The 18,429-nt window shown below is 68.5% G+C and carries 16 protein-coding genes; 4 read left to right on the forward strand and 12 right to left on the reverse strand.

Annotation, left to right across the window (positions count from 1 at the left end):
* Positions 1-107: 107 nt before the first annotated feature.
* Entirely contained in the window at positions 108-965 is an 858-nt protein-coding gene (locus tag ACX938_RS01620; protein ID WP_459429893.1) for a helix-turn-helix domain-containing protein, read from the reverse strand.
* A gap of 66 nt (positions 966-1,031) precedes the next feature.
* Between ACX938_RS01620 and pobA the strand changes: the two genes are divergently transcribed.
* Positions 1,032-2,213, forward strand: coding sequence for a 4-hydroxybenzoate 3-monooxygenase (gene pobA / locus ACX938_RS01625; RefSeq protein ID WP_459429715.1), 1,182 nt, complete (start codon positions 1,032-1,034; stop codon positions 2,211-2,213).
* A gap of 252 nt (positions 2,214-2,465) precedes the next feature.
* Here pobA and ACX938_RS01630 read toward each other — a convergent pair whose 3' ends face one another.
* Positions 2,466-3,797, reverse strand: a complete 1,332-nt coding sequence (locus ACX938_RS01630) for a hypothetical protein (protein ID WP_459429716.1) — start codon at positions 3,795-3,797, stop codon at positions 2,466-2,468.
* Positions 3,798-4,205: 408 nt separating this feature from the next.
* Here ACX938_RS01630 and ACX938_RS01635 point away from each other — a divergent pair, with 408 nt between their 5' ends.
* The gene (locus ACX938_RS01635; protein WP_459429717.1) at positions 4,206-5,234 is read left to right on the forward strand and encodes a hypothetical protein; all 1,029 of its coding nucleotides are present in this window, start codon (positions 4,206-4,208) and stop codon (positions 5,232-5,234) included.
* A 4-nt stretch (positions 5,235-5,238) separates the two neighbouring features.
* A complete protein-coding gene (locus ACX938_RS01640) occupies positions 5,239-6,462 on the forward strand; it encodes a GNAT family N-acetyltransferase (protein ID WP_459429718.1) in 1,224 nt (407 codons plus the stop codon).
* Between the two features lie 283 nt (positions 6,463-6,745).
* Here the strand turns inward: ACX938_RS01640 and ACX938_RS01645 are convergent, their stop codons facing one another.
* The 7 genes from ACX938_RS01645 to glpD all read right to left on the reverse strand — a co-directional run bounded on the left by ACX938_RS01645 (position 6,746) and on the right by glpD (position 14,429).
* Positions 6,746-8,473: an ABC transporter substrate-binding protein gene (locus ACX938_RS01645; protein WP_459429719.1), complete on the reverse strand. Its 1,728-nt coding sequence runs from the start codon at positions 8,471-8,473 to the stop codon at positions 6,746-6,748.
* A gap of 42 nt (positions 8,474-8,515) precedes the next feature.
* Positions 8,516-8,788, reverse strand: a complete 273-nt coding sequence (locus ACX938_RS01650; protein WP_232752067.1) for a DUF2160 domain-containing protein — start codon at positions 8,786-8,788, stop codon at positions 8,516-8,518.
* Positions 8,789-8,860: 72 nt separating this feature from the next.
* Positions 8,861-9,757 carry a carbohydrate ABC transporter permease gene (locus ACX938_RS01655; protein ID WP_232752068.1) on the reverse strand — a complete coding sequence of 299 codons (897 nt, stop codon included), beginning with the start codon at positions 9,755-9,757 and terminating at the stop codon, positions 8,861-8,863.
* Positions 9,757-10,629: a carbohydrate ABC transporter permease gene (locus ACX938_RS01660; protein ID WP_232752069.1), complete on the reverse strand. Its 873-nt coding sequence runs from the start codon at positions 10,627-10,629 to the stop codon at positions 9,757-9,759. Before ACX938_RS01660 ends, ACX938_RS01655 begins: the two co-directional genes overlap by 1 nt.
* A 2-nt stretch (positions 10,630-10,631) precedes the next feature.
* Positions 10,632-11,720: an ABC transporter ATP-binding protein gene (locus ACX938_RS01665; RefSeq protein WP_459429720.1), complete on the reverse strand. Its 1,089-nt coding sequence runs from the start codon at positions 11,718-11,720 to the stop codon at positions 10,632-10,634.
* A 1-nt stretch (position 11,721) separates the two neighbouring features.
* Entirely contained in the window at positions 11,722-12,807 is a 1,086-nt protein-coding gene (locus tag ACX938_RS01670; RefSeq protein WP_232752071.1) for an ABC transporter ATP-binding protein, read from the reverse strand.
* 32 nt (positions 12,808-12,839) lie between these two features.
* Positions 12,840-14,429, reverse strand: coding sequence for a glycerol-3-phosphate dehydrogenase (gene glpD, locus ACX938_RS01675; RefSeq protein ID WP_459429721.1), 1,590 nt, complete (start codon positions 14,427-14,429; stop codon positions 12,840-12,842).
* Between the two features lie 236 nt (positions 14,430-14,665).
* On the opposite strand from glpD, the gene ACX938_RS01680 reads away from it, so the two are divergent.
* On the forward strand, positions 14,666-15,433 hold the full coding sequence (locus tag ACX938_RS01680) for a DeoR/GlpR family DNA-binding transcription regulator (RefSeq protein ID WP_232752073.1): 768 nt from the start codon (positions 14,666-14,668) through the stop codon (positions 15,431-15,433).
* Between the two features lie 467 nt (positions 15,434-15,900).
* Here ACX938_RS01680 and ACX938_RS01685 read toward each other — a convergent pair whose 3' ends face one another.
* From ACX938_RS01685 to ACX938_RS01695, 3 genes are read right to left on the reverse strand one after another with little or no spacing between them, the layout of a single operon-like run.
* Positions 15,901-16,611 (reverse strand): RraA family protein, encoded by a 711-nt coding sequence (locus ACX938_RS01685; RefSeq protein ID WP_459429722.1) that lies wholly within the window; start codon positions 16,609-16,611, stop codon positions 15,901-15,903.
* Positions 16,608-17,306, reverse strand: coding sequence for an alpha/beta fold hydrolase (locus ACX938_RS01690; RefSeq protein ID WP_459429723.1), 699 nt, complete (start codon positions 17,304-17,306; stop codon positions 16,608-16,610). The genes ACX938_RS01685 and ACX938_RS01690 overlap by 4 nt, the downstream gene beginning before the upstream one ends.
* Positions 17,303-18,421, reverse strand: a complete 1,119-nt coding sequence (locus tag ACX938_RS01695) for a cobalamin-independent methionine synthase II family protein (protein ID WP_459429724.1) — start codon at positions 18,419-18,421, stop codon at positions 17,303-17,305. The genes ACX938_RS01690 and ACX938_RS01695 overlap by 4 nt, the downstream gene beginning before the upstream one ends.
* Between the last annotated feature and the right edge of the window lie 8 nt (positions 18,422-18,429).

The following is an 18,429-nucleotide window of genomic DNA, read 5'->3' on the forward strand; positions in this document are numbered from 1 at the left end:
CCTCCGCCAAACCCAACACGCCCTGCGACCTTTGCCTTCCTCCCCCTCGGGTGCGTACTCAGCGCCGCCCCCGCACCCGCCGGGTGCCCACGCAACGCACAGCCCCCTCACCCCCTGTAAGCACTCGGCGACAGCCCCATCACCCGCCGGAACACCCGCGAGAAATGCGAGGGGTCCTCATAGCCCAGGTCATAGGAAATCTGCGACACCGGCCGCACCGTGTAGGCGAGCTGCCGGCAGGCCTCGGTCACCGTCGCCCGGTCGATCCAGGCCGAGGCCGAGATCCCCGCCGCCGCCCGGCAGATCCGCGTCAGATGCGTGGGCGACACCCCCAGCGCCCGCGCGTAATCCCCCGCCCGCCAGCGCTCGCGCAGATGCGCCTGCAGCAGCGTCTCGAAGCTCTCGATCAGCTGGATCTGCCGGGGCGAGCCGCCGGGCGCGGCACGCGGGCGGGCCTGGCTGGCGGCGAGGCACAGGATCTCGCAGGCAATCGCGCGCAGGACCGGCGCGCGCAACTCGCCCGGGCTCTCGTGCCAGCCGTGCAACCGGCCGAAGGCGGCGACGAGCGGCGCGCTTGGCTCGAGGAAGGCAGGCTTGGCGAGCCGCGCCAGCACCGTCTCGTCGCGGTAGCAGATGTCCGGCAGGGTCTCCGAGGGCACCGAGAGCACATAGCCCCGCATGCCTTGCGAGAAGCGGAAGCCGTGCACGTGATCCGGCGGCACGTTCATCAGCACCGGGCGGGCGAACTCGCGCCGCACCCCGTCGATCCAGACCGAGAAGCGCCCCTCCTCGATCAGGATCAGCTGATGCAGCAACGGATGGCGGTGCGTGCGGATCGTCCAGGCGTTCTCCGCCGCCCGGTCCGAGATCGTCTCGCAGTGCAGGACATCGGGAAAGCGCGCGCTCTCACCGTAAAGCGCGAAGCTGCGGATTTCCCGCCGGGATGTTCGATTCGTGCCGGAGATGGTTCTGCCCCGCCATGTTAACGAGTTGCCATGCCGTTACTATCGCGCCCAGGAGGCGTTCGATCAATGCGCACACAAGTCTGCATCATCGGGGGCGGGCCGTCGGGGCTCTTGCTGAGCCAGCTGCTGCACCGCGCCGGCATCGACACCATCGTGCTGGAGCGCCGCTCGCGCGCCCATGTGCTCGGGCGGATCCGGGCGGGCGTGCTGGAATGGGGCTCGGTCGAACTGCTCGAGGAGGCCGGCGTCGCCCAGCGCATGTTCGCCGAGGGCAAGCCGCATGGCGGCACCTATCTCGCCGCGCAGAACCGCGGCTTCCGCATCGACTTCGAGCGCCACACCGGGCGGCGCGTCATGGTCTTCGGCCAGACCGAGGTCACGGCCGAGCTCTACAAGGCGCGCGACGCCATGCAGGGCCAGATCCTGCACGAGGTCGAGGGCGTCGCCCTGCACGACCTCGACGGCGGCGCGCCTTTCGTCACTTTCACCCGCGAGGGCCGCGAAGAGCGCATCGACTGCGAGTTCATCGCCGGCTGCGACGGCTTCCACGGGCCGAGCCGCAAGGCCATCCCCGAAAGCGTCCGGCGCGAATACGAAAGGGTCTATCCCTTCGGCTGGCTCGGGGTCCTCAGCGAGACACCGCCGGTCAGCGAAGAGCTGATCTACGCCAACCACGCCCGCGGCTTCGCGCTCTGCTCGATGCGCAGCGAAAACCTCAGCCGCTACTACGTGCAGACGCCCGCCGACGCGGATCTTTCCGCCTGGGACGACGACCGCTTCTGGGACGAGCTGCGCCGCCGCATTCCCGAGGACGCCGCCGACCGGCTGGTCACGGGGCCTTCGATCGAGAAGAGCATCGCCCAGCTCCGCAGCTTCGTCTCCGAGCCGATGCGCTGGGGGCGGCTGTTCCTGGTGGGCGACGCGGCCCATATCGTGCCGCCGACCGGCGCCAAGGGGCTGAACCTGGCCTTTGGCGACGTGCGCTATCTCTCCGACGCGCTGCGCACCTATTACGACAGCGGCGAGGCGGCGGGCATCGACAGCTATTCCGAGACCGCCCTGAAGCGCGTCTGGAAAAGCGAGCGCTTCTCCTGGCAGCTCACCACCATGCTGCACCGCTTCCCCGAGCAGAGCGCCTTCGACCAGCGCATGCAGGAGGCCGAGCTGGAATACCTCGAAGGCTCCCCCGCCGCCCAGGCCAGCCTGGCGGAGAACTACGTGGGCCTGCCGTTTTATTCGCAGGGGTGAGGCTTGGGGGTTTGGTGGCTTAGCCCGGAGCTTCGGCTAAGCTTGGAGTGCGCAACCAACGGTTAAGGGGCGCCGCTTTTCTCTCAGCCCAGCACCCGCCGGATCGTGCCCCGACCCCAGTCACCGCCAAGTCCGCCGACCAAACGCCTCCCCAAAAAGAAACACCCCGGCGGGCACAAAGCCTCCCCCCGGGGGTCTTCCCAAATCACACCACACCGAAAAAAGCCCTCCCGTCGCCGGGAGGGCCGGCACTCATAACAGCACGTCGTAGCCCTCGCCCGCGCCCGCCGTGCCCTTGGTCCCCGGCGCCGTCCCGTTCGAGGCGCTGTAGGTCATCAGGGACATGACGTCCTCGCATGTCGGATAGCCGTCGTCCTCGGCGAAATGGGTGAACTCCGGCAGGCTTTTCTTGGAGCCCCCCGAACCCTTGGTCCCGCCGGACCCATGGCTGCCGCCGGAGCCTTTCGACCCGCGGCTGCCGCCAGAGCCCTTCGATCCGCCGCTGCCACCGGAGCCTTTCGACCCACGGCTGCCGCCCGAGCCCTTCGACCCGCCGCTGCCGCGGGAGCCTTTCGACCCACCGCTGCCACCGGAGCCCTTCGACCCACGGCTGCCGCCCGAGCCCTTCGACCCGCCGCTGCCACCGGAACCCTTCGACCCGCCGCTGCCGCCGGTGCCCTTGGACCCTCTGCTGCCACCGGAGCCCTTCGACCCACGGCTTCCGTCCGAGCCTTTCGACCCGCCGCTGCCACCGGAGCCTTTCGACCCGCCGCTGCCACCGGAGCCCTTCGACCGGCCGCTGCCGCCCGAGCCTTTCGAGCCACCGCTGCCGCCAGAACCCTTTGAGCCGCCGCTACCGCCAGAGCCTTTCGATCCGCCACTGCCGCCCGAGCCCTTGGACCCGCCGCTGCCGCCGGAGCCCTTCGAGCCACGGCTGCCACCAGAGCCCTTCGAGCCGCCGCTGCCACCGGAGCCCTTCGAGCCGCCGCTGCCGCCGGAGCCTTTCGACCCACCACTGCCGCCGGAGCCTTTCGACCCACCGCTGCCGCCAGAGCCCTTCGAGCCACCGCTGCCGCGGGAGCCCTTCGACCCACCGCTGCCACCGGAGCCCTTCGAGCCGCCGCTGCCACCCGAGCCTTTCGACCCGCCGCTGCCGCCGGAACCTTTCGATCCACGGCTGCCACCGGAGCCCTTGGACCCACCGCTGCCGCCAGAGCCCTTCGAGCCACCGCTGCCGCCCGAGCCCTTCGAGCCTCCGCTACCGCGAGAGCCCTTCGACCCACCGCTGCCGCCAGAACTCTTCGACCCACGGCTGCCACCAGAGCCCTTCGACCCGCCGCTGCCGCCAGAGCCCTTCGACCCGCCGCTGCCCTCGGGCTCATCGGGGCCCGTCTTACCCCTGCCGTCCTTGCCGTCCTTGTCGAAGGCCGCCTTCAGGTGGGTGTCGTACCAGTCCGAGAAGGCATCCCCCTCGACCCCGCCGTTGTGGTAGGAGTTTCCGCCGCTCGCGGCGGCGTTGTGGTGGGTCCCGCCTTCGCAGCCCGGATCGGAAAACCCGCTCTTAGACGTGTACCAATACGACATCTTCCCCTCCTCATCAGACACGCCGATCCCGCTCGCGCGAACGCGGTCGACGCGGGGCACGCGGTCGGCGGACCCGGACGTCGGAATGCTCCGTCAGCGTCGGAAAACGATTGGCCCAGCCTAGGGGCGCACCACGAAAAAGCCATGTTTTCCCTAATTCGGACAAATTTCGGCCTCAATTGTTCACATGCTGAAAACGATCCCCGCGCATCACCCGCCAAGGCGAGCCATCCGGCACCAATCCGCGTGGCGGTTGTGTGGCAAGCGGCCCGAATCACGGCCCCGGGGAATTTCCACGCTCTGACCTCAAAAATGCCGGCTTCGCGGCGCAGGCTGCCGCCTGACCCCTGTTCCGCGCGTGGCCCGCGCGGGCCGCGGGGGCAGAGGCACAAACGGGCAGGACCTGGCATGGGCAGTAGCGCAGACCGCAAGGCGCGGGTGATCGCGAGCGCCGAGGCGCTCTTCAAGGAGAGCGTCCGCGACCTGGAGGCGCCGGGCGGCGACGGCCGGTCGAGCTACCGGCTGGTCTTCCCCGACCGAACGATCATCGCCACGCTCCGCCCGAACTTCCGCCGCACCCATGTCGAGGCCTTCACCCTGCGCCAGCTCGGCCAGCATTGCGACGACCTGCCGGAGTGCCTGGGCGTCGACGGCGAGATCCTCTTTCAGTCGGACGTCGGCGGGCGGCGGCTCAACCTCGAGATCGCCAAGGCCGGCCGCGCGGCCAAGGCGGACCTCGCGCATCGGGCGGTCTCGGCGATCTTCCGCATCCAGGCGGCGGGCCGGGCGGCGGGGCTCTCCGAGGCGCTGCCGCATCTGGGCCAGAACGACGCCTGGCTCGAAGGGCTGGTCGCGGGGACCGACATCCTGAGTGATTTCTCCGAAGGCCGCAGCGCCGCGATCGACCGCGACCAGGCCAAGACCCGGCTTGCCCGCCCGGGGCGGCAGTTCGTCAAATGGGACTGCCGGTCGGGCAATGCGGCGATCGGCGCGGACGACCGGCTGCGCTGGTTCGACTTCGAATATTCCGGCGCGCGCCACGGCGCCGAGGACCTGGCCTGGCTGATCGGCGACGAGGCCTGGCCGCTCGCGCCCGAGGACATGGAGGCCATCGTGGTCGACGCCTATGACCCCGCCCAGGGCGACACGCTGGACGCCTATCTCGACTATCTCGCGCTCTATCTCACCTTCCACGCCGCGCAGCGCTTCGACCTGCTGATCGACGAGGTGCGCCGCCGCGGCTGGCGCAGCAAGACCCGCGTGCGCAAATACGACAGCGTCGGCATGCACCCCGAGTTCGCCGCCCATATCTGCCGCGTCGGCGCCTATTTCGCGGCGCGCAACGCCCTGACCCAGCCCGTGGCCCGCGACTTCGAGGAGGCCGAGCGGCACTTCCGCCAGGTCATCCGGTCGGGCGTCGCCCTGGCGGAGGCCTGAGCCCATGAAAGCCGACACCCGCATCACCCGCGCCGCCCCCCGCCTCAGCACCGAGGTGGTCGACAGCCCCGCCGAGTTCGCCGCGCTGCGCCCCGAGTGGGAGGCGCTCGAGGCCCGCGACCCCGAGGCGACGGTCTTTCTCAGCTGGGCCTGGATGAACGAGGCCTTCCGCGACCGGCCCTACCGCTGGAGCGTCTTCGTGGTCCGCGACGGCGGCGACGGCGACCGGGTCATCGCGCTTCTGCCGCTCAAGTACCGGCTGCACTGGTCGGTCAGCCGCAACGAGCTGCAGACCGAGATCGAGGCCGGCGGGCGGCTTCTCTTCAGCGAATACACCGGCTTTCTCTGCCAGCCCGAGCAGGAGGCCGAGGCGCTGGCGGAACTGGCGGCCAAGTTCGCGCGGATGCCCTGGGTGCGCTTCTCCATGCGCTACGTCGCCCAGGCGCGCCGCTGCCGGGTCTTCACCGAGGCGCTCGAGGCCCAGGGCCTGCCGGTGCGCTTCCGCGACTACCGCATCAACGGCAAGACCACCGACAACCTGCTGTGCCCGCAGGTCGAGCTGCCCGAGAGCTTCGAGACCTATCTCGCGACCCAGGTGAGCCGCAGCAAGCGCCAGCGGCTCCGCAAGGACCGGCGCGCGCATTTCGAGGGCGGCGGCTACAGCATCACCCATGCGGATGCAGAGAGCTTCGAGGCGGATCTGGCCGCGCTCACCCGCTTCTGGCTGGCCGCCTGGACCGAAAGCAAGGGCGCCGAAGTGGCCGAGCGCGTGGCAAGCAACTACGCCGCCGTCCTGCGCGCGGCGCAGGCGACGGGCACGCTCTTCCTGCCGGTCCTGCGGCGCGGGAGCGATCCCATCGGCGCGCTTGGCCATGTCATCGACCGCGAGGCGGGCTCCGCGCATTTCATCGTGATCGGCCGCGACCCCGAGGCGGAGGAAAGCTTCATCGGCAGCGCGCTGCATTTCCACAGCATCGAATGGGCGATCTCCGAGGGGCTGATCTGCTACGACTTCTGCCACGGCAACGAGGATTACAAATACGGCTACGGGGCCGAGGACAGCGCGGTCCTCTACTTCGAGAGCCGCCGCCGCGATCCCGCGCCGGGCTTCGCCTTCGACGCGCTCTCTACCGGGCCGGCGTTGGAGCGGATCGAGGCCTTCCTGGACGAGGGCAAACACGAGCGCGCCCGGGCCGCCTGCGCGCAGCTCGCGCGGCTCTATTCCTGAGGGGTGCGCGGTCTCGATTTAAACGGTGAACCGTATTTCTCTCGCGGCGCGCGGCCACTCTCTTAGTGACAAGCCGCATGGCCCTCGCAGCGCGCGGGCTCGCTCCGAGCCGTGACCCGCATCACGCCCGCAGCGCCCACTCGAGGTCTCCGCCCGACAGCCCCCCTGCCCCGACAACCCTAGCCCACAAAAAAGACCCGGCGCGGGGATCTCCCAACGCCGGGCCGGAACTCATACTCGGGGGCCTCCGGGCCGGTCTCCCGGCCCGGAGGCGATCAGGCACTTACTGCTGCCAGGACTGGATCAGCTCGTCGTAGCTGACCGTCTTGGGCTCCTCGTCCTCGTTCTCGAGCGCCGCCTTCGGTGCGCCGGCCTGCTCGAGCCAGTAAGAGGGATCCTGCTCCTCGTTCATTACCGGACCCAGGTCGCCCTGGACGCCGGCACGCTCGAGACGCTCGAGCACCGATTCCTGCGCCTCGCAGAGCGCGTCGAGCGCCTCCTGCGGGGTCTTGGCGCCGGACATGGCGTCACCGATGTTCTGCCACCAGAGCTGCGCGAGCTTGGGGTAGTCCGGCACGTTCAGGCCGGTCGGCGACCATTCGGTGCGCGCGGGCGAGCGGTAGAACTCGACCAGGCCGCCGAGGTTCGGCGCGCGATCGGTGAAGTGGTCCGAGTTGATGGTCGACTCACGGATGAAGGTGAGGCCGACGTCGGACTTCTTCAGGTCCACGGTCTTCGAGGTCACGAACTGCGCGTAGAGCCAGGCGGCCTTGGCGCGGTCCGCAGGCGTGGACTTCAGGAGCGTCCAGGAACCGGCGTCCTGGTAGCCGACCTTCATGCCCTCTTCCCAGTAGGCGCCATGCGGCGAGGGGGCCATGCGCCACTTGGGCGTGCCGTCCTCGTTCAGCACCGCATCCGCACCGTCGCCGACCATGTCGGCGGTGAAGGCGGTGTACCAGAACATCTGCTGGGCGATCTGGCCCTGCGCCGGAACCGGGCCGGCCTCGGAGAAGGTCATGCCCGCGGCGGTCGGGGGCGAGTACTTCTCAAGCCATTCGATGGCCTTGGTCACGGCGTAGACGGCCGCGGGCGAGTTGGTCGCGCCGCCGCGGGTCACGCAGGAGCCCACCGGCTGGTAGTTGTCGTTGACGCGGATGCCCCATTCGTCGACCGGGAAGCCATTCGGCTCACCGGTGTCGCCCATGCCGGCCATGGACATCCAGGCGTCGGTGTAGCGCCAGCCGAGGCTCGGGTCCTTCTTGCCGTAGTCCATGTTGCCGAAGACCTCGCCCTCGACGCCCATGTGGCTCATGTCGCGGCCGGTGAAGAACTCGGCGATGTCCTCATAGGCCGACCAGTTGACCGGGACGCCCAGGTCGTAGCCGTATTCCGACTTGAAGTCCTCCATGTTCTTCTCGTCGGTGAACCAGTCGTAGCGGAACCAGTAGAGGTTCGCGAACTGCTGGTCGGGCAGCTGGTAGAGGTCGCCCTCGGGGCCGGTGGTGAAGGAGGTCCCGATGAAATCGTCGAGATCCAGCGTCGGCGAGGTGACATCCGCGCCCTCGCCCGACATCCATTCGGTCAGGTTGCGGGCCTGCTGGTAGCGCCAATGGGTGCCGATCAGGTCGCTGTCGTTGACATAGGCGTCATAGACGTTCTGGCCGGACTGCATCTGGGTCTGCAGCTTTTCCACCACGTCACCCTCGCCGATCAGGTCGTGGGTGAGGTTGATGCCGGTGATCTCCGAGAAGGCCTTGGCCAGCACCTGGGCTTCGTATTCATGCGTGGTGATGGTCTCGGAGACGACCGAGATGTCCATGCCGCGGAACTGTTCGGCCGCGTCGATGAACCACTGCATTTCGGCTTCCTGCTCCTCGCGGGTGAGCACCGACATGCCGTCGATCTCGTTGTCGAGGAACGCCATGGCCGCCTCCATGTCGGCGAAGGCCGGTCCGGAGACCAGCCCCAGCGCGACCGCCAGGGCGGTGGTCGTTCTAAGTGAAACGTTCATTCGTAATCCTCCCGTTATTGAACGTTCTTCGAAAATGACCCGTCACACGAAGCGGAAGACCCCCGCCGCGAGCACGAGACATGCCAGGAGCGCGTAGGGCTGCGGGGCGATCCCGAAGCCCAGCCACGCCAAATTCAGAAAGGCCGAGGCGAGAAGCGTGATGAACAGCCGGTCGCCCCGGGTGGTCTCGATCCCCAGGATCCCCACCCGCGGCGTCTCCGGCCGCTTGATCGCGAGGAAGGTGAAGAGGATCAGCAGCGCGGCGATCACCGCGAAGAAGGCCGCCGTGGGCCAGGTCCAGGCCATCCATGCCATGTCAGAGGCTCCCTTGGTTGCCGCCGCGCGCCCGGGCGCGCGGGGACCGCATCAGTTGGCGCGTCCGGGGCATCACACCCTCCCCAGGGCGAAGCCCTTGGCGATGTAGTTGCGCACGAAGTAGATCACGAGCGCGCCGGGCACGATGGTCAGCACCCCGGCGGCGGCCAGCACGCCCCAGTCGATGCCCGAGGCGCCGACGGTGCGGGTCATGGTGGCGGCGATGGGCTTGGCGTTGACCGAGGTCAGCGTCCGCGACAAGAGCAGCTCGACCCAGGAGAACATGAAGCAGAAGAAGGCCGCCACGCCGATGCCCGAGGAGATCAGCGGCATGAAGATCTTCACGAAGAACCGCCCGAAGGAATAGCCGTCGATATAGGCGGTCTCGTCGATCTCCTTCGGCACGCCGCGCATGAAGCCCTCGAGGATCCAGACCGCCAGCGGCACGTTGAAGAGGCAATGCGCCAGCGCCACCGCTATATGCGTGTCGAAGAGCCCCACCGAGGAATAAAGCTGGAAGAACGGCAGCGCAAAGACCGCCGGCGGCGCCATCCGGTTGGTCAGGAGCCAGAAGAACAGGTGCTTGTCGCCGATGAAGCTGTAGCGCGAGAAGGCATAGGCCGCCGGCAGCGCCACCGCGAGGCTGATCGCGGTGTTCATCAACACGTAGATCAGCGAGTTGACGTAGCCCATGTACCAGGACGCATCGGTCAGGATGGTCACGTAGTTCTGGAAGGTCAGGTCCCGCGGAAAGAGCGTGAAGCTGCCGAGGATCTCGGCGTTGGTCTTCAGGCTCATGTTCAAGAGCCAGTAGATCGGCAGCATCAGGAACAGCAGGTAGAGGCCCATGACCACCGCCGATCCGTTCGGGCGGAAGCGCCGTGCGGTCCTGGTCTTCACCCGCTCGCGGGAGGCGCTCAGATCGCCGGGAAGCGTCGCGGCGCCGGGGGCTGCACTGGTGTCGCTCATCAGCCTGCATCCCTTTTGTCGAGGTTGGTCATGACGGTGTAGAACACCCAGGAAATCGCCAGGATCACTAGGAAGTACATGATCGAGAAGGCCGCCGCGGGACCGAGATCGAACTGCCCCAGCGCCATCTTCACGAGGTCGATCGACAGGAAGGTGGTGGCATTGCCGGGCCCGCCGCCGGTCACGACGAACGGCTCGGTGTAGATCATGAAGCTGTCCATGAAGCGCAGCAGGATGGCGATCATCAGCACGCCCAGCATCTTCGGCAGCTCGATGTAGCGGAACACGGCCCAGCGCGAGGCCTGGTCGATCTTTGCGGCCTGGTAATAGGCGTCGGGGATCGATTGCAGGCCGGCATAGGCCAGGAGCGCCACCAGCGAGGTCCAGTGCCAGACGTCCATGACGATGACCGTGGTCCAGGCGGCGTAATAGCCCTGGGTGTAGTTGTAGTTGATGCCGATGGCGTCGAGCGTGTAGCCCAGAAGCCCGATGTCGACGCGGCCGAAGATCTGCCAGATCGTGCCCACCACGTTCCAGGGGATCAGGAGCGGCAGCGACATGACCACCAGGCAGAACGAGGCCCAGAAGCCCTTCTTCGGCATGTTCAGCGCCACGAAGACCCCCAGCGGCACCTCGATGGCGAGGATGATCGCCGAGAAGACCGCCTGGCGTCCGAGCGCGTTCCACATGCGGTCGGAGTTCAGCATCTCCTCGAACCACATGATGCCGTTCCAGAAGAAGACGTTGTTGCCGAAGGTGTCCTGCACCGAGTAGTTGACCACCGTCATCAGCGGGATCACCGCCGAGAAGGCGACCAGCACCAGGACCGGCAGGACCAGGAACCAGGCCTTTTGGTTAACCGTCTTGTTCATAATCACGCCTCCCCTTGGCTGGCGGGGGTCACGCGCCAGTCGTTCTCATAGACATTGATGCCCCGGGGCTCGAACCGGATGCGGTCGGCGCCGCCGGGCACGCCCGCGCCCTCGGGCAGCGTGGCGTTGACCTGCCGGCCGCCGACCTCGAGCCGGACGATCTTGTGGCGGCCCACGTCCTCGACGCGCAGCACCTTGGCGGGCAGACCCTCGCCGCCCGCGGCGAGCTGCAGGAATTCGGGCCGGACGCCGATCTGGGTGGCGCCGGCGCCGGTCTCGAAGGCCGAGGGCAGCGCGATCCGGGTCTCGCCGATGCGCGCCTCGCTGCCGGCGACCTCGGCGTCGAAGACATTCATGCCGGGCGAGCCGATGAAATAGCCCACGAAGGTATGCGCCGGGCGCTCGAAGAGCTCCTGCGGAGTGCCGATCTGCACAACGCGGCCGTCATACATGACCACCACCTTGTCGGCGAAGGTCAGCGCCTCGGTCTGGTCGTGGGTGACGTAGATCATCGTGTGGCCGAAATCGTGGTGCAGCTTCTTCAGCTGGGTCCGAAGCTCCCACTTCATATGCGGGTCGATCACCGTCAGCGGCTCGTCGAACAGCAGCGCGTTCACGTCCTCGCGCACCATGCCGCGCCCGAGCGAGATCTTCTGCTTGGCATCCGCCGTCAGCCCGCGCGCCTTGCGGTCGAGCTCGGCCTCCATGCCAATCATCTGGCCGACCTGCTGCACGCGCCGGGCGATCTCTTCGGCGGGCATGCCGCGGTTCTTCAGCGGGAAGGCCAGGTTCGCGCGGACGGTCATCGTGTCGTAGACCACCGGGAACTGGAACACCTGGGCGATGTTGCGCTCGGCGGTGGGCGCGTCGGTCACGTCCTTGCCGTCGAAGAGCACCCGCCCGTGGCTCGGGCGCAGGAGCCCCGAGATGATGTTGAGAAGCGTGGACTTGCCGCAGCCCGAGGAACCCAGGAGCGCATAGGCCTCGCCGTCCTGCCAGTCGTGGTTCAGCTCCTTCAGCGCGAAGTCGTCTTCGGAGCCGGGGTTCGGCAGGTAGGAATGCGCGAGGTTGTCGAGGGTGATCTTCGCCATGTCACGCGGCCTCCGAATAGGGCGCGGCCTGCTTCAGCGCGCCGGTGTCGTCGAAGAGGTAGACATGCGCGGGATCGAGATAGGCCGTGAGGCCCTGCCCCGGGGTCAGCGCGCGCACGCCATGCACCAGCCCGACCCAGCGGTCGCCGTGATGGTCGAGGTGGATGAAGGTCTCCGAGCCGGTGATCTCGGTCACGGTCAGCGTGGTCTCGAAGGCCATGGCGCCCTCGTGCGGCTCGAGCTCGAGGTGGTTGGGCCGGAAGCCCGCGATGTAACGCCCGTCGGAGAGCCCGCCCAAAAGCGCCGGCGCCGAGGCCGACTGGCCGTCGCCGAAATGCAGGGCCTCGCCGCGCTTCTCGACCTCGAGGAAGTTCATCGGCGGATCCGAGAAGACCCGCGCCGTGGTCATGTCGGCGGGCTGGCGGTAGACCCGCGGCGTCGGGCCGAACTGGGTCACCCGGCCCTCCCAGAGGGTGGCGCATTGGCCGCCGAGCAAGAGCGCCTCCTCGGGCTCGGTGGTGGCATAGACGAAGATCGAGCCGGATTCCTCGAAGATCCGCGGGATCTCCGCGCGCAGCTCCTCGCGCAGCTTGTAGTCGAGGTTCGCCAGCGGCTCGTCGAGCAGCACCAGCCCTGCGTTCTTCACCAGCGCGCGGGCCAAGGCGCAGCGCTGCTGCTGGCCGCCCGAGAGCTCCAGGGGCTTGCGCTCGAGCATCGGCGACAGCTTCATCAGCTCGGCCGCCTCGCGGACCCGGCTGTCGATCTCGGCGCGGTCGAGGCCCAGGAGCCGCATCGGCGAGGCGATGTTCTCGTAGACCGTCATCGAGGGGTAGTTGATGAACTGCTGGTAGACCATGGCGACCTTGCGGTCCTGCACCCGCATGCCGGTCACATCCTCGCCCTTCCACAGGATGCGCCCGGTGGTGGGCACGTCGAGCCCCGCCATCAGCCGCATCAGTGAGGTCTTTCCCGCCAGCGTCGGGCCCAGGAGCACATTCATCGTGCCCGGGTCCAGCACCATGTCGGTGGGATGGATGTGGGTCTCGGACCCGACCACCTTGGACACGTTTTCGAGCGTGAGCGTCATCCGCCTCTTCTCCTCCTCGGGTCGCGCGCGCGTCACTGCGCGGCGAGCCGCTCCTCACCGGCGCGGCGGGTCATGAAGGCCGCCAGCGCCTCGGTCTCCTCCTGCCCGAGCCGGAGCCCGAGCTTCGTCCGCCGCCAGAGCACGTCCTCGGCGCTCGCGGCCCATTCGTGGTCCATCAGCCAGATCACCTCGGCCTCGGTCAGGCTGGCGCCGAAGTCGCGGCCCAGGTCGTCGCGGCTTTGCGCGGCGCCCAGAAGCGCGCGCGCCTCGGTGCCATAGGCGCGGACCAGCCGCCGGGCCCAGGCCATGTCGAGAAAGGGATAATCCCGCGCCAGCCCGGCGATCTCGGCCGCGACCGCGTGATGCGGGAAATTGCCCCCGGGCAGCGGCGCGCCCGCGGTCCAGGCCCCCGGAAGCGCCGGGAAATAGCCCGAAAGCTCGCGCATCGCGCTTTCGGCAAGCCGCCGGTATGTGGTGATCTTGCCGCCGAAGACATGCAGGACCGGCGCGCCGCCCGCGTCGTCGACCTTCAGCGTGTAGTCCCGCGTCGCCGCGGTGGCCGAGCTGGACCCATCGTCGTAAAGCGGCCGCACGCCCGAGTAGGACCAGACCACATCCGCGGCCGAGATCGGGGTCTTCAGGTAGGCGTTCACGAAGTCGATCATGTAATCACGCTCGGCCTCGGTGCACTTCGGGGGGTCTGCGGGGGCATCGTGCTCCTGATCGGTGGTGCCGATCAAGGTGAAGTCGCGCTCATACGGGATTGCGAACATGATGCGGCCGTCGCGGCCCTGGAAGAAGTAGCACTTGTCGTGGTCGAAGAGCCGGCGGGTGACGATATGGCTGCCGCGCACCAGCCGCACGCGCTCGCGGCTCTCGGTGCGGATGGTGCCGCGGATCACCTCGCCGACCCAGGGGCCGGCGGCATTGACCAGCGCCTTGGCGCGGATCTCGCGGTGGCCGTTTTCGGTCTCGAGGGTGACGCGCCAGCCCTCGCCCGCGCGCTCGGCGGCGACGACGCGGCTGCGCGGCAGGATGGTCGCGCCGCGCGCCTCGGCGTCGCGGGCGTTCAGCACCACCAGCCGGGAGTCCTCGACCCAGCAGTCGGAATATTCGAACGCCCGGGTGAAGCGGTCGTCGAGCGGCGCGCCCTCGGGGGCGGTCCGCAGATCGAGGCTCGCCGTCGGCGGCAGGATCTTCCGCCCGCCCAGGTGGTCATACATGAAAAGCCCCGCCCGGATCAGCCAGGCCGGGCGCCGCCCCTTCATCCAGGGCATCACCGTCGACAGGAGCTTCGACACCGGGGTGGTGCCCTCGAAGCGCATGTCGCGGTGCACCGGCAGCACGAAGCGCATCGGCCAGGAGATATGCGGCATGGCCCGCAGGAGCGTCTCGCGCTCTTCCAGCGCCTCGCGGACCAGGCGCACCTCGAAGTATTCGAGATAGCGCAGCCCACCGTGAAAGAGCTTGGTGGAAGCCGAGGAGGTCGCGGACGCGAGGTCCTTCATCTCGGCCAGCCCGACGGAGAGCCCACGCCCGGCGGCGTCCCGGGCGATGCCGCATCCGTTGATGCCGCCGCCGATGACGAACAGGTCGAACTCTTCCGATGGCCTCCCGGTCACTGCGCCCTCCCAAACCCAGCGTTTCCTTCGCCATCCCTACCGGAGCGCCGCGCGTTTTGAAACAAAAATTTTTCGGTTTTTTTCTTTTTCGCGCATTTGGGCGAGCGAAAATCCGGGGCGAAACGCGGCAATCCGCTGAAAAACGGCGATTTTCACCCCTAGCGGGCATGACTGCCGTTAGGGCAATTGACAAAAACGAAAACAGGGGAACAATGGCATCAGGAGGACATGCCGCCGTGTCACAATCGATCCGTTACCCGGAAATCCTCGAGATCGCCCGCCGCGAGGGCAAGGTCACCGTCGAGGGCCTGGCCGAGCACTTCGGCGTCACGCTCCAGACCATCCGCCGCGACCTGACCGACCTGGCCGAGGCCGGGAGGCTCGAACGGGTGCACGGCGGCGCGGTGCTGCCCTCGGGCACCACAAACATCGGCTACGAGGACCGCCGCGGGCTCAACGCCGAGGGCAAGGCCGAGATCGCCCGCGCCTGCGCGGCGGCGATCCCGCATGACTGCTCGGTCTTCCTCAACATCGGCACCAGCACCGAGGCCGTGGCCGAACAGATGCTCGCCCATCGCAACATCCTGGCGGTGACCAACAACCTCAACGTCGCGGCGATCCTGGCGCGCAACCCCGACTGCGAGGTGGTGGTGACCGCGGGCGCGCTCCGCCGCGCCGACGGCGGGCTGACCGGAGATCTGACAGAGCGCACCATCCGGCAGTTCAAGTTCGACATCGCGGTGATCGGCTGTTCAGCGATCGACGAGGATGGCGACATCCTCGATTTCGACATGCAGGAGGTGGGCGTGACGCGCACCATCCTGGAGCAGTCGCGCCGGGTCTTCCTGGTCGCCGATCACTCGAAGTTCCGCCGCAACGCCCCGGTGCGGGTGGCCTCGCTGGCGGACTTGGAGGCCTTCTTCACCGACCGCGCCCCCTCGCCCGCGCTGCGCGAGAAATGCGCCGAACGCGGGGTGGCGCTGCACGTCGGGGATCGGGCGTGAGGTGGGGGGATTGTTGCGTTGGTCGGGGCGGCTTTTTTTGGCCGAGCACCGGTGACGCCCGGCAAACCCTGAAAACCCGCAAGACGCCCAGGACGACCGCTCGCCCACCGTCGAAGATAGGGCGCGCGCCGGACCGGGGGCCGGCGCTGCCGACCTCCGAGCTGCGCGCTTTATCCCAACAAGATCAGGACTAGGGGATAGCTATACACGCCACCCCAAGGAGCGCCGGCCCATCGGGCCGGTCCGGCGCGCGCCCGGCACCTTCGGTGCTGTTCGGGCGCAAGGGGGTGTGGATGGTGATGGGCGTCGCTAAAGGCAAATGTTGGGCGGTTGGCACGTCTTGCGGCGGAGCGTCATTTGAAGCCGCGCAACGTCCCGCTTTCTGTCGGAACTGAAGCGCGACCCGGCCTCCGTACCAAAGCGCCCCGCTCAGCCAGCGCGCCCTGCCCCCTACTCCCCTACCCCCCTCACGTCCGCGCCTTCTCGAAAGCCATCCAAGCCGCCTCAAACGCCGCGAAGTCGAAGCCCGGCGCGCGGGCGGCCTCGAGCACAATCGCCTCGGTGCGCTGCATCTTCGCGATGGCCGCGCCCAGATCGGGCAAAAGCTCCTCGGGGATCACCAGCGCGCCGTGACGGTCGGCGTGCACCCAGTCGCCCGGGGCCACCCGCAGCCCGAAGACCGTGACCGGCTGCGCCACGCTCCGCACGTGCACGAAGGCATGGCTCGGGCCGATGGAGCCCGCGATCACCGGGAAGCCCTCGGCCATGTCGCCGAGGTCGCGCATCACCCCGTTGGTCAGCGCGCCGGCCAACCCGAAACCGCGATGCACCGTGGTGTTGATCTCGCCCCAGAAGGCGCCGACGGCCTCGGTGCCGTCGAGATCCTCGACCACCGCCAGCGCCGGGCCCTCGCGCGCGCCCGCATCCGCCCCGGCCATGTGGCGGTAATAGTCCATCCGCCGGGCGCGGATCGTTCCGGGATCCTCACTCGGGGGCTCGGCGGCGGCGATCTGGGCGGTGCGGGCGCGGCCCACGAGGGCGCCCGCCTCGGGCGCGCTCGACAGAACCGTGCCGCGGGTGAAGGCGTCGAAGCCGCGCCTGCCCTGGGCGGTCTCGATGGCGTTGCAGACGGTCGGCGTGTCGACCGCCCGCAGGAGCGTCAGAAGATCGGGGGTCATGTCTCCTCCAGCCAGCGCAGCAGCGCGGCAGTCGTGGGGTCCGGGGCTTCGAGCACGGGCAGATGACCCGCGCCCTCGATGATCTCGAGCCGCGCCTGCGGCATGAGCTTGTGCATCAAGACGTGCCGCTCGACCGGGCAAAGCGCGTCCTGCCGCCCGCAAAGCACCAGCGCAGGCACGGTGAGCGCGGCCAGCGCCGCCTGCCGGTCGGGCCTATCGCGGAGCGCCACCGACTGGCGGCAGAAGACCTCCGGGCCGAGGTCGCGCGCCATCTCCATGCAGAGATCGAGGATCGCCTGCCGCCCCGGCCCCTCGGCCAGGTAGCGCGGCTTCAGTTCGTCGCGCATGACCGGGACCAGCCCGCCCGCGCGCACCCGCTCGATCTGCGGGCCCCGGGCGGCACGGACCTCGGGCGCCTCGGCCAGCGGGTTGGTGTCGAGAAGCGCGATCCCCGCCAGCCGCTCCGGCGCCTGATGGGCAATCTCCATGGCGACGATGCCGCCCATGGAAAGCCCCGCCAGCGCGAAGCGCGGTGGCGCATGGGCCAGCACCTCGGCGGCCAGCGCGGCGGTGCTGTCCTGCCCGCTGATCGGCGCGCAATGCACCACGCGCCGCCCCGAGACCGCGGCGATCTGCGGCGCGAAAAGCCGCGCGTCGCACATCATGCCCGGAAGAAGGACCAGCGGCGTGCTCATGCCCGGCGCGCGCCCTCGGAAAGCGAGGCGAGCTTGGCATAGGCGATCTCGGGGTCGACCGCGCCGTAGCCCGCGAAGGTGCCGAAGCCGCAGTCCGAGCCCGCCATGACCCGCTCCGCGCCCACGAGATCGGTGAAGCGGCGCAGCCGTTCGGTCACCAGCTCGGGGTGTTCGACAAAATTGGTGGTCGTGTCCACGCAGCCCGGCACCAGCACCTTGTCGTCGGGAATATCCGCGCGGCGGTCGCGGAAGACCTGCCATTCGTGGCCGTGGCGCGGGTTCGAGGTCTCGAAGAGCACGTAGCGCGCGGGCACCGACATGAGCGTGTCGAAGACCTTCTCCATGCCGATGTCGCAGACATGCGGGCCCTCGTAGTTGCCCCAGCAGATGTGCAGCCGCACATTGTCCTGCGGCACGTCAGACAGCGCGTGGCGCAGCGCCTCGACATGGCCCTGCGCGACCTTCAGGAATTCCTCGTCCGCGAGCTCGGTGAAGAGCATGTGCCGCGAGAGCGCGAGGTCGGGACAATCGAGCTGCAGGTCGAGCCCGGCGGCCACGATGGTCTCGTATTCCTCCTTCATCGCGTCGGCGAGCGCGGCCAAGTAAGCTTCGCGCGTCTTGTAGAAATCATTCTGCAGAAACAGCGAGATCACCCCCGGCGAGGCGGCGTTCATGAAGCCCCGCTCTGCGCCGTGTTCGGCCATGGCCGCCTTGAGATGGGCGATGTCCTCCTGCAGCTCGCCCTGCCCCTTGGAGCGCACCTCGCCCACGCACATCGGCCGGGCATAGCTGGGCGTCCCCCCGGAAGAGGCGATGCGGTCCAGAAAGCTCGGATACATCTTCAGGTCCGCCGGCGCGTTCCGCGGGCTGTCGCCGTCGAAGCCTGTGTAGCGGTCCTTGACGTAGGTGGCGTAGCTGATCTTCGAGGTCTCGCCGTCGGAGACCACGTCGACCCCGGCTGCGACCTGGCGGCGCACGGTCTCGGAGACCGCCGATTTCATCGTGGCCGAGAAGGCCGCCGGGTCGTAGTCCTCGCCCTTTTCGCGGGCGAAGATGAAGTCGACGACCTCCTGGCTGCGCGGCAGGCTGCCGACATGGGTGGTTTTCACGGGCATCTCGTCTC

Source organism: Roseivivax sp. (genome assembly GCF_054552075.1).

Coding starts and splice junctions, on each gene's coding strand:
- pobA (WP_459429715.1), top strand. CDS start 1,032: ATGCGCACACAAGTCTGCATCATCGGGGGCGGGCCGTCGGGGCTCTTG.
- ACX938_RS01630 (WP_459429716.1), bottom strand. CDS start 3,797: ATGTCGTATTGGTACACGTCTAAGAGCGGGTTTTCCGATCCGGGCTGC.
- ACX938_RS01635 (WP_459429717.1), top strand. CDS start 4,206: ATGGGCAGTAGCGCAGACCGCAAGGCGCGGGTGATCGCGAGCGCCGAG.
- ACX938_RS01640 (WP_459429718.1), top strand. CDS start 5,239: ATGAAAGCCGACACCCGCATCACCCGCGCCGCCCCCCGCCTCAGCACC.
- ACX938_RS01645 (WP_459429719.1), bottom strand. CDS start 8,473: ATGAACGTTTCACTTAGAACGACCACCGCCCTGGCGGTCGCGCTGGGG.
- ACX938_RS01650 (WP_232752067.1), bottom strand. CDS start 8,788: ATGGCATGGATGGCCTGGACCTGGCCCACGGCGGCCTTCTTCGCGGTG.
- ACX938_RS01655 (WP_232752068.1), bottom strand. CDS start 9,757: ATGAGCGACACCAGTGCAGCCCCCGGCGCCGCGACGCTTCCCGGCGAT.
- ACX938_RS01660 (WP_232752069.1), bottom strand. CDS start 10,629: ATGAACAAGACGGTTAACCAAAAGGCCTGGTTCCTGGTCCTGCCGGTC.
- ACX938_RS01665 (WP_459429720.1), bottom strand. CDS start 11,720: ATGGCGAAGATCACCCTCGACAACCTCGCGCATTCCTACCTGCCGAAC.
- ACX938_RS01670 (WP_232752071.1), bottom strand. CDS start 12,807: ATGACGCTCACGCTCGAAAACGTGTCCAAGGTGGTCGGGTCCGAGACC.
- ACX938_RS01685 (WP_459429722.1), bottom strand. CDS start 16,611: ATGACCCCCGATCTTCTGACGCTCCTGCGGGCGGTCGACACGCCGACC.
- ACX938_RS01690 (WP_459429723.1), bottom strand. CDS start 17,306: ATGAGCACGCCGCTGGTCCTTCTTCCGGGCATGATGTGCGACGCGCGG.
- ACX938_RS01695 (WP_459429724.1), bottom strand. CDS start 18,421: ATGCCCGTGAAAACCACCCATGTCGGCAGCCTGCCGCGCAGCCAGGAG.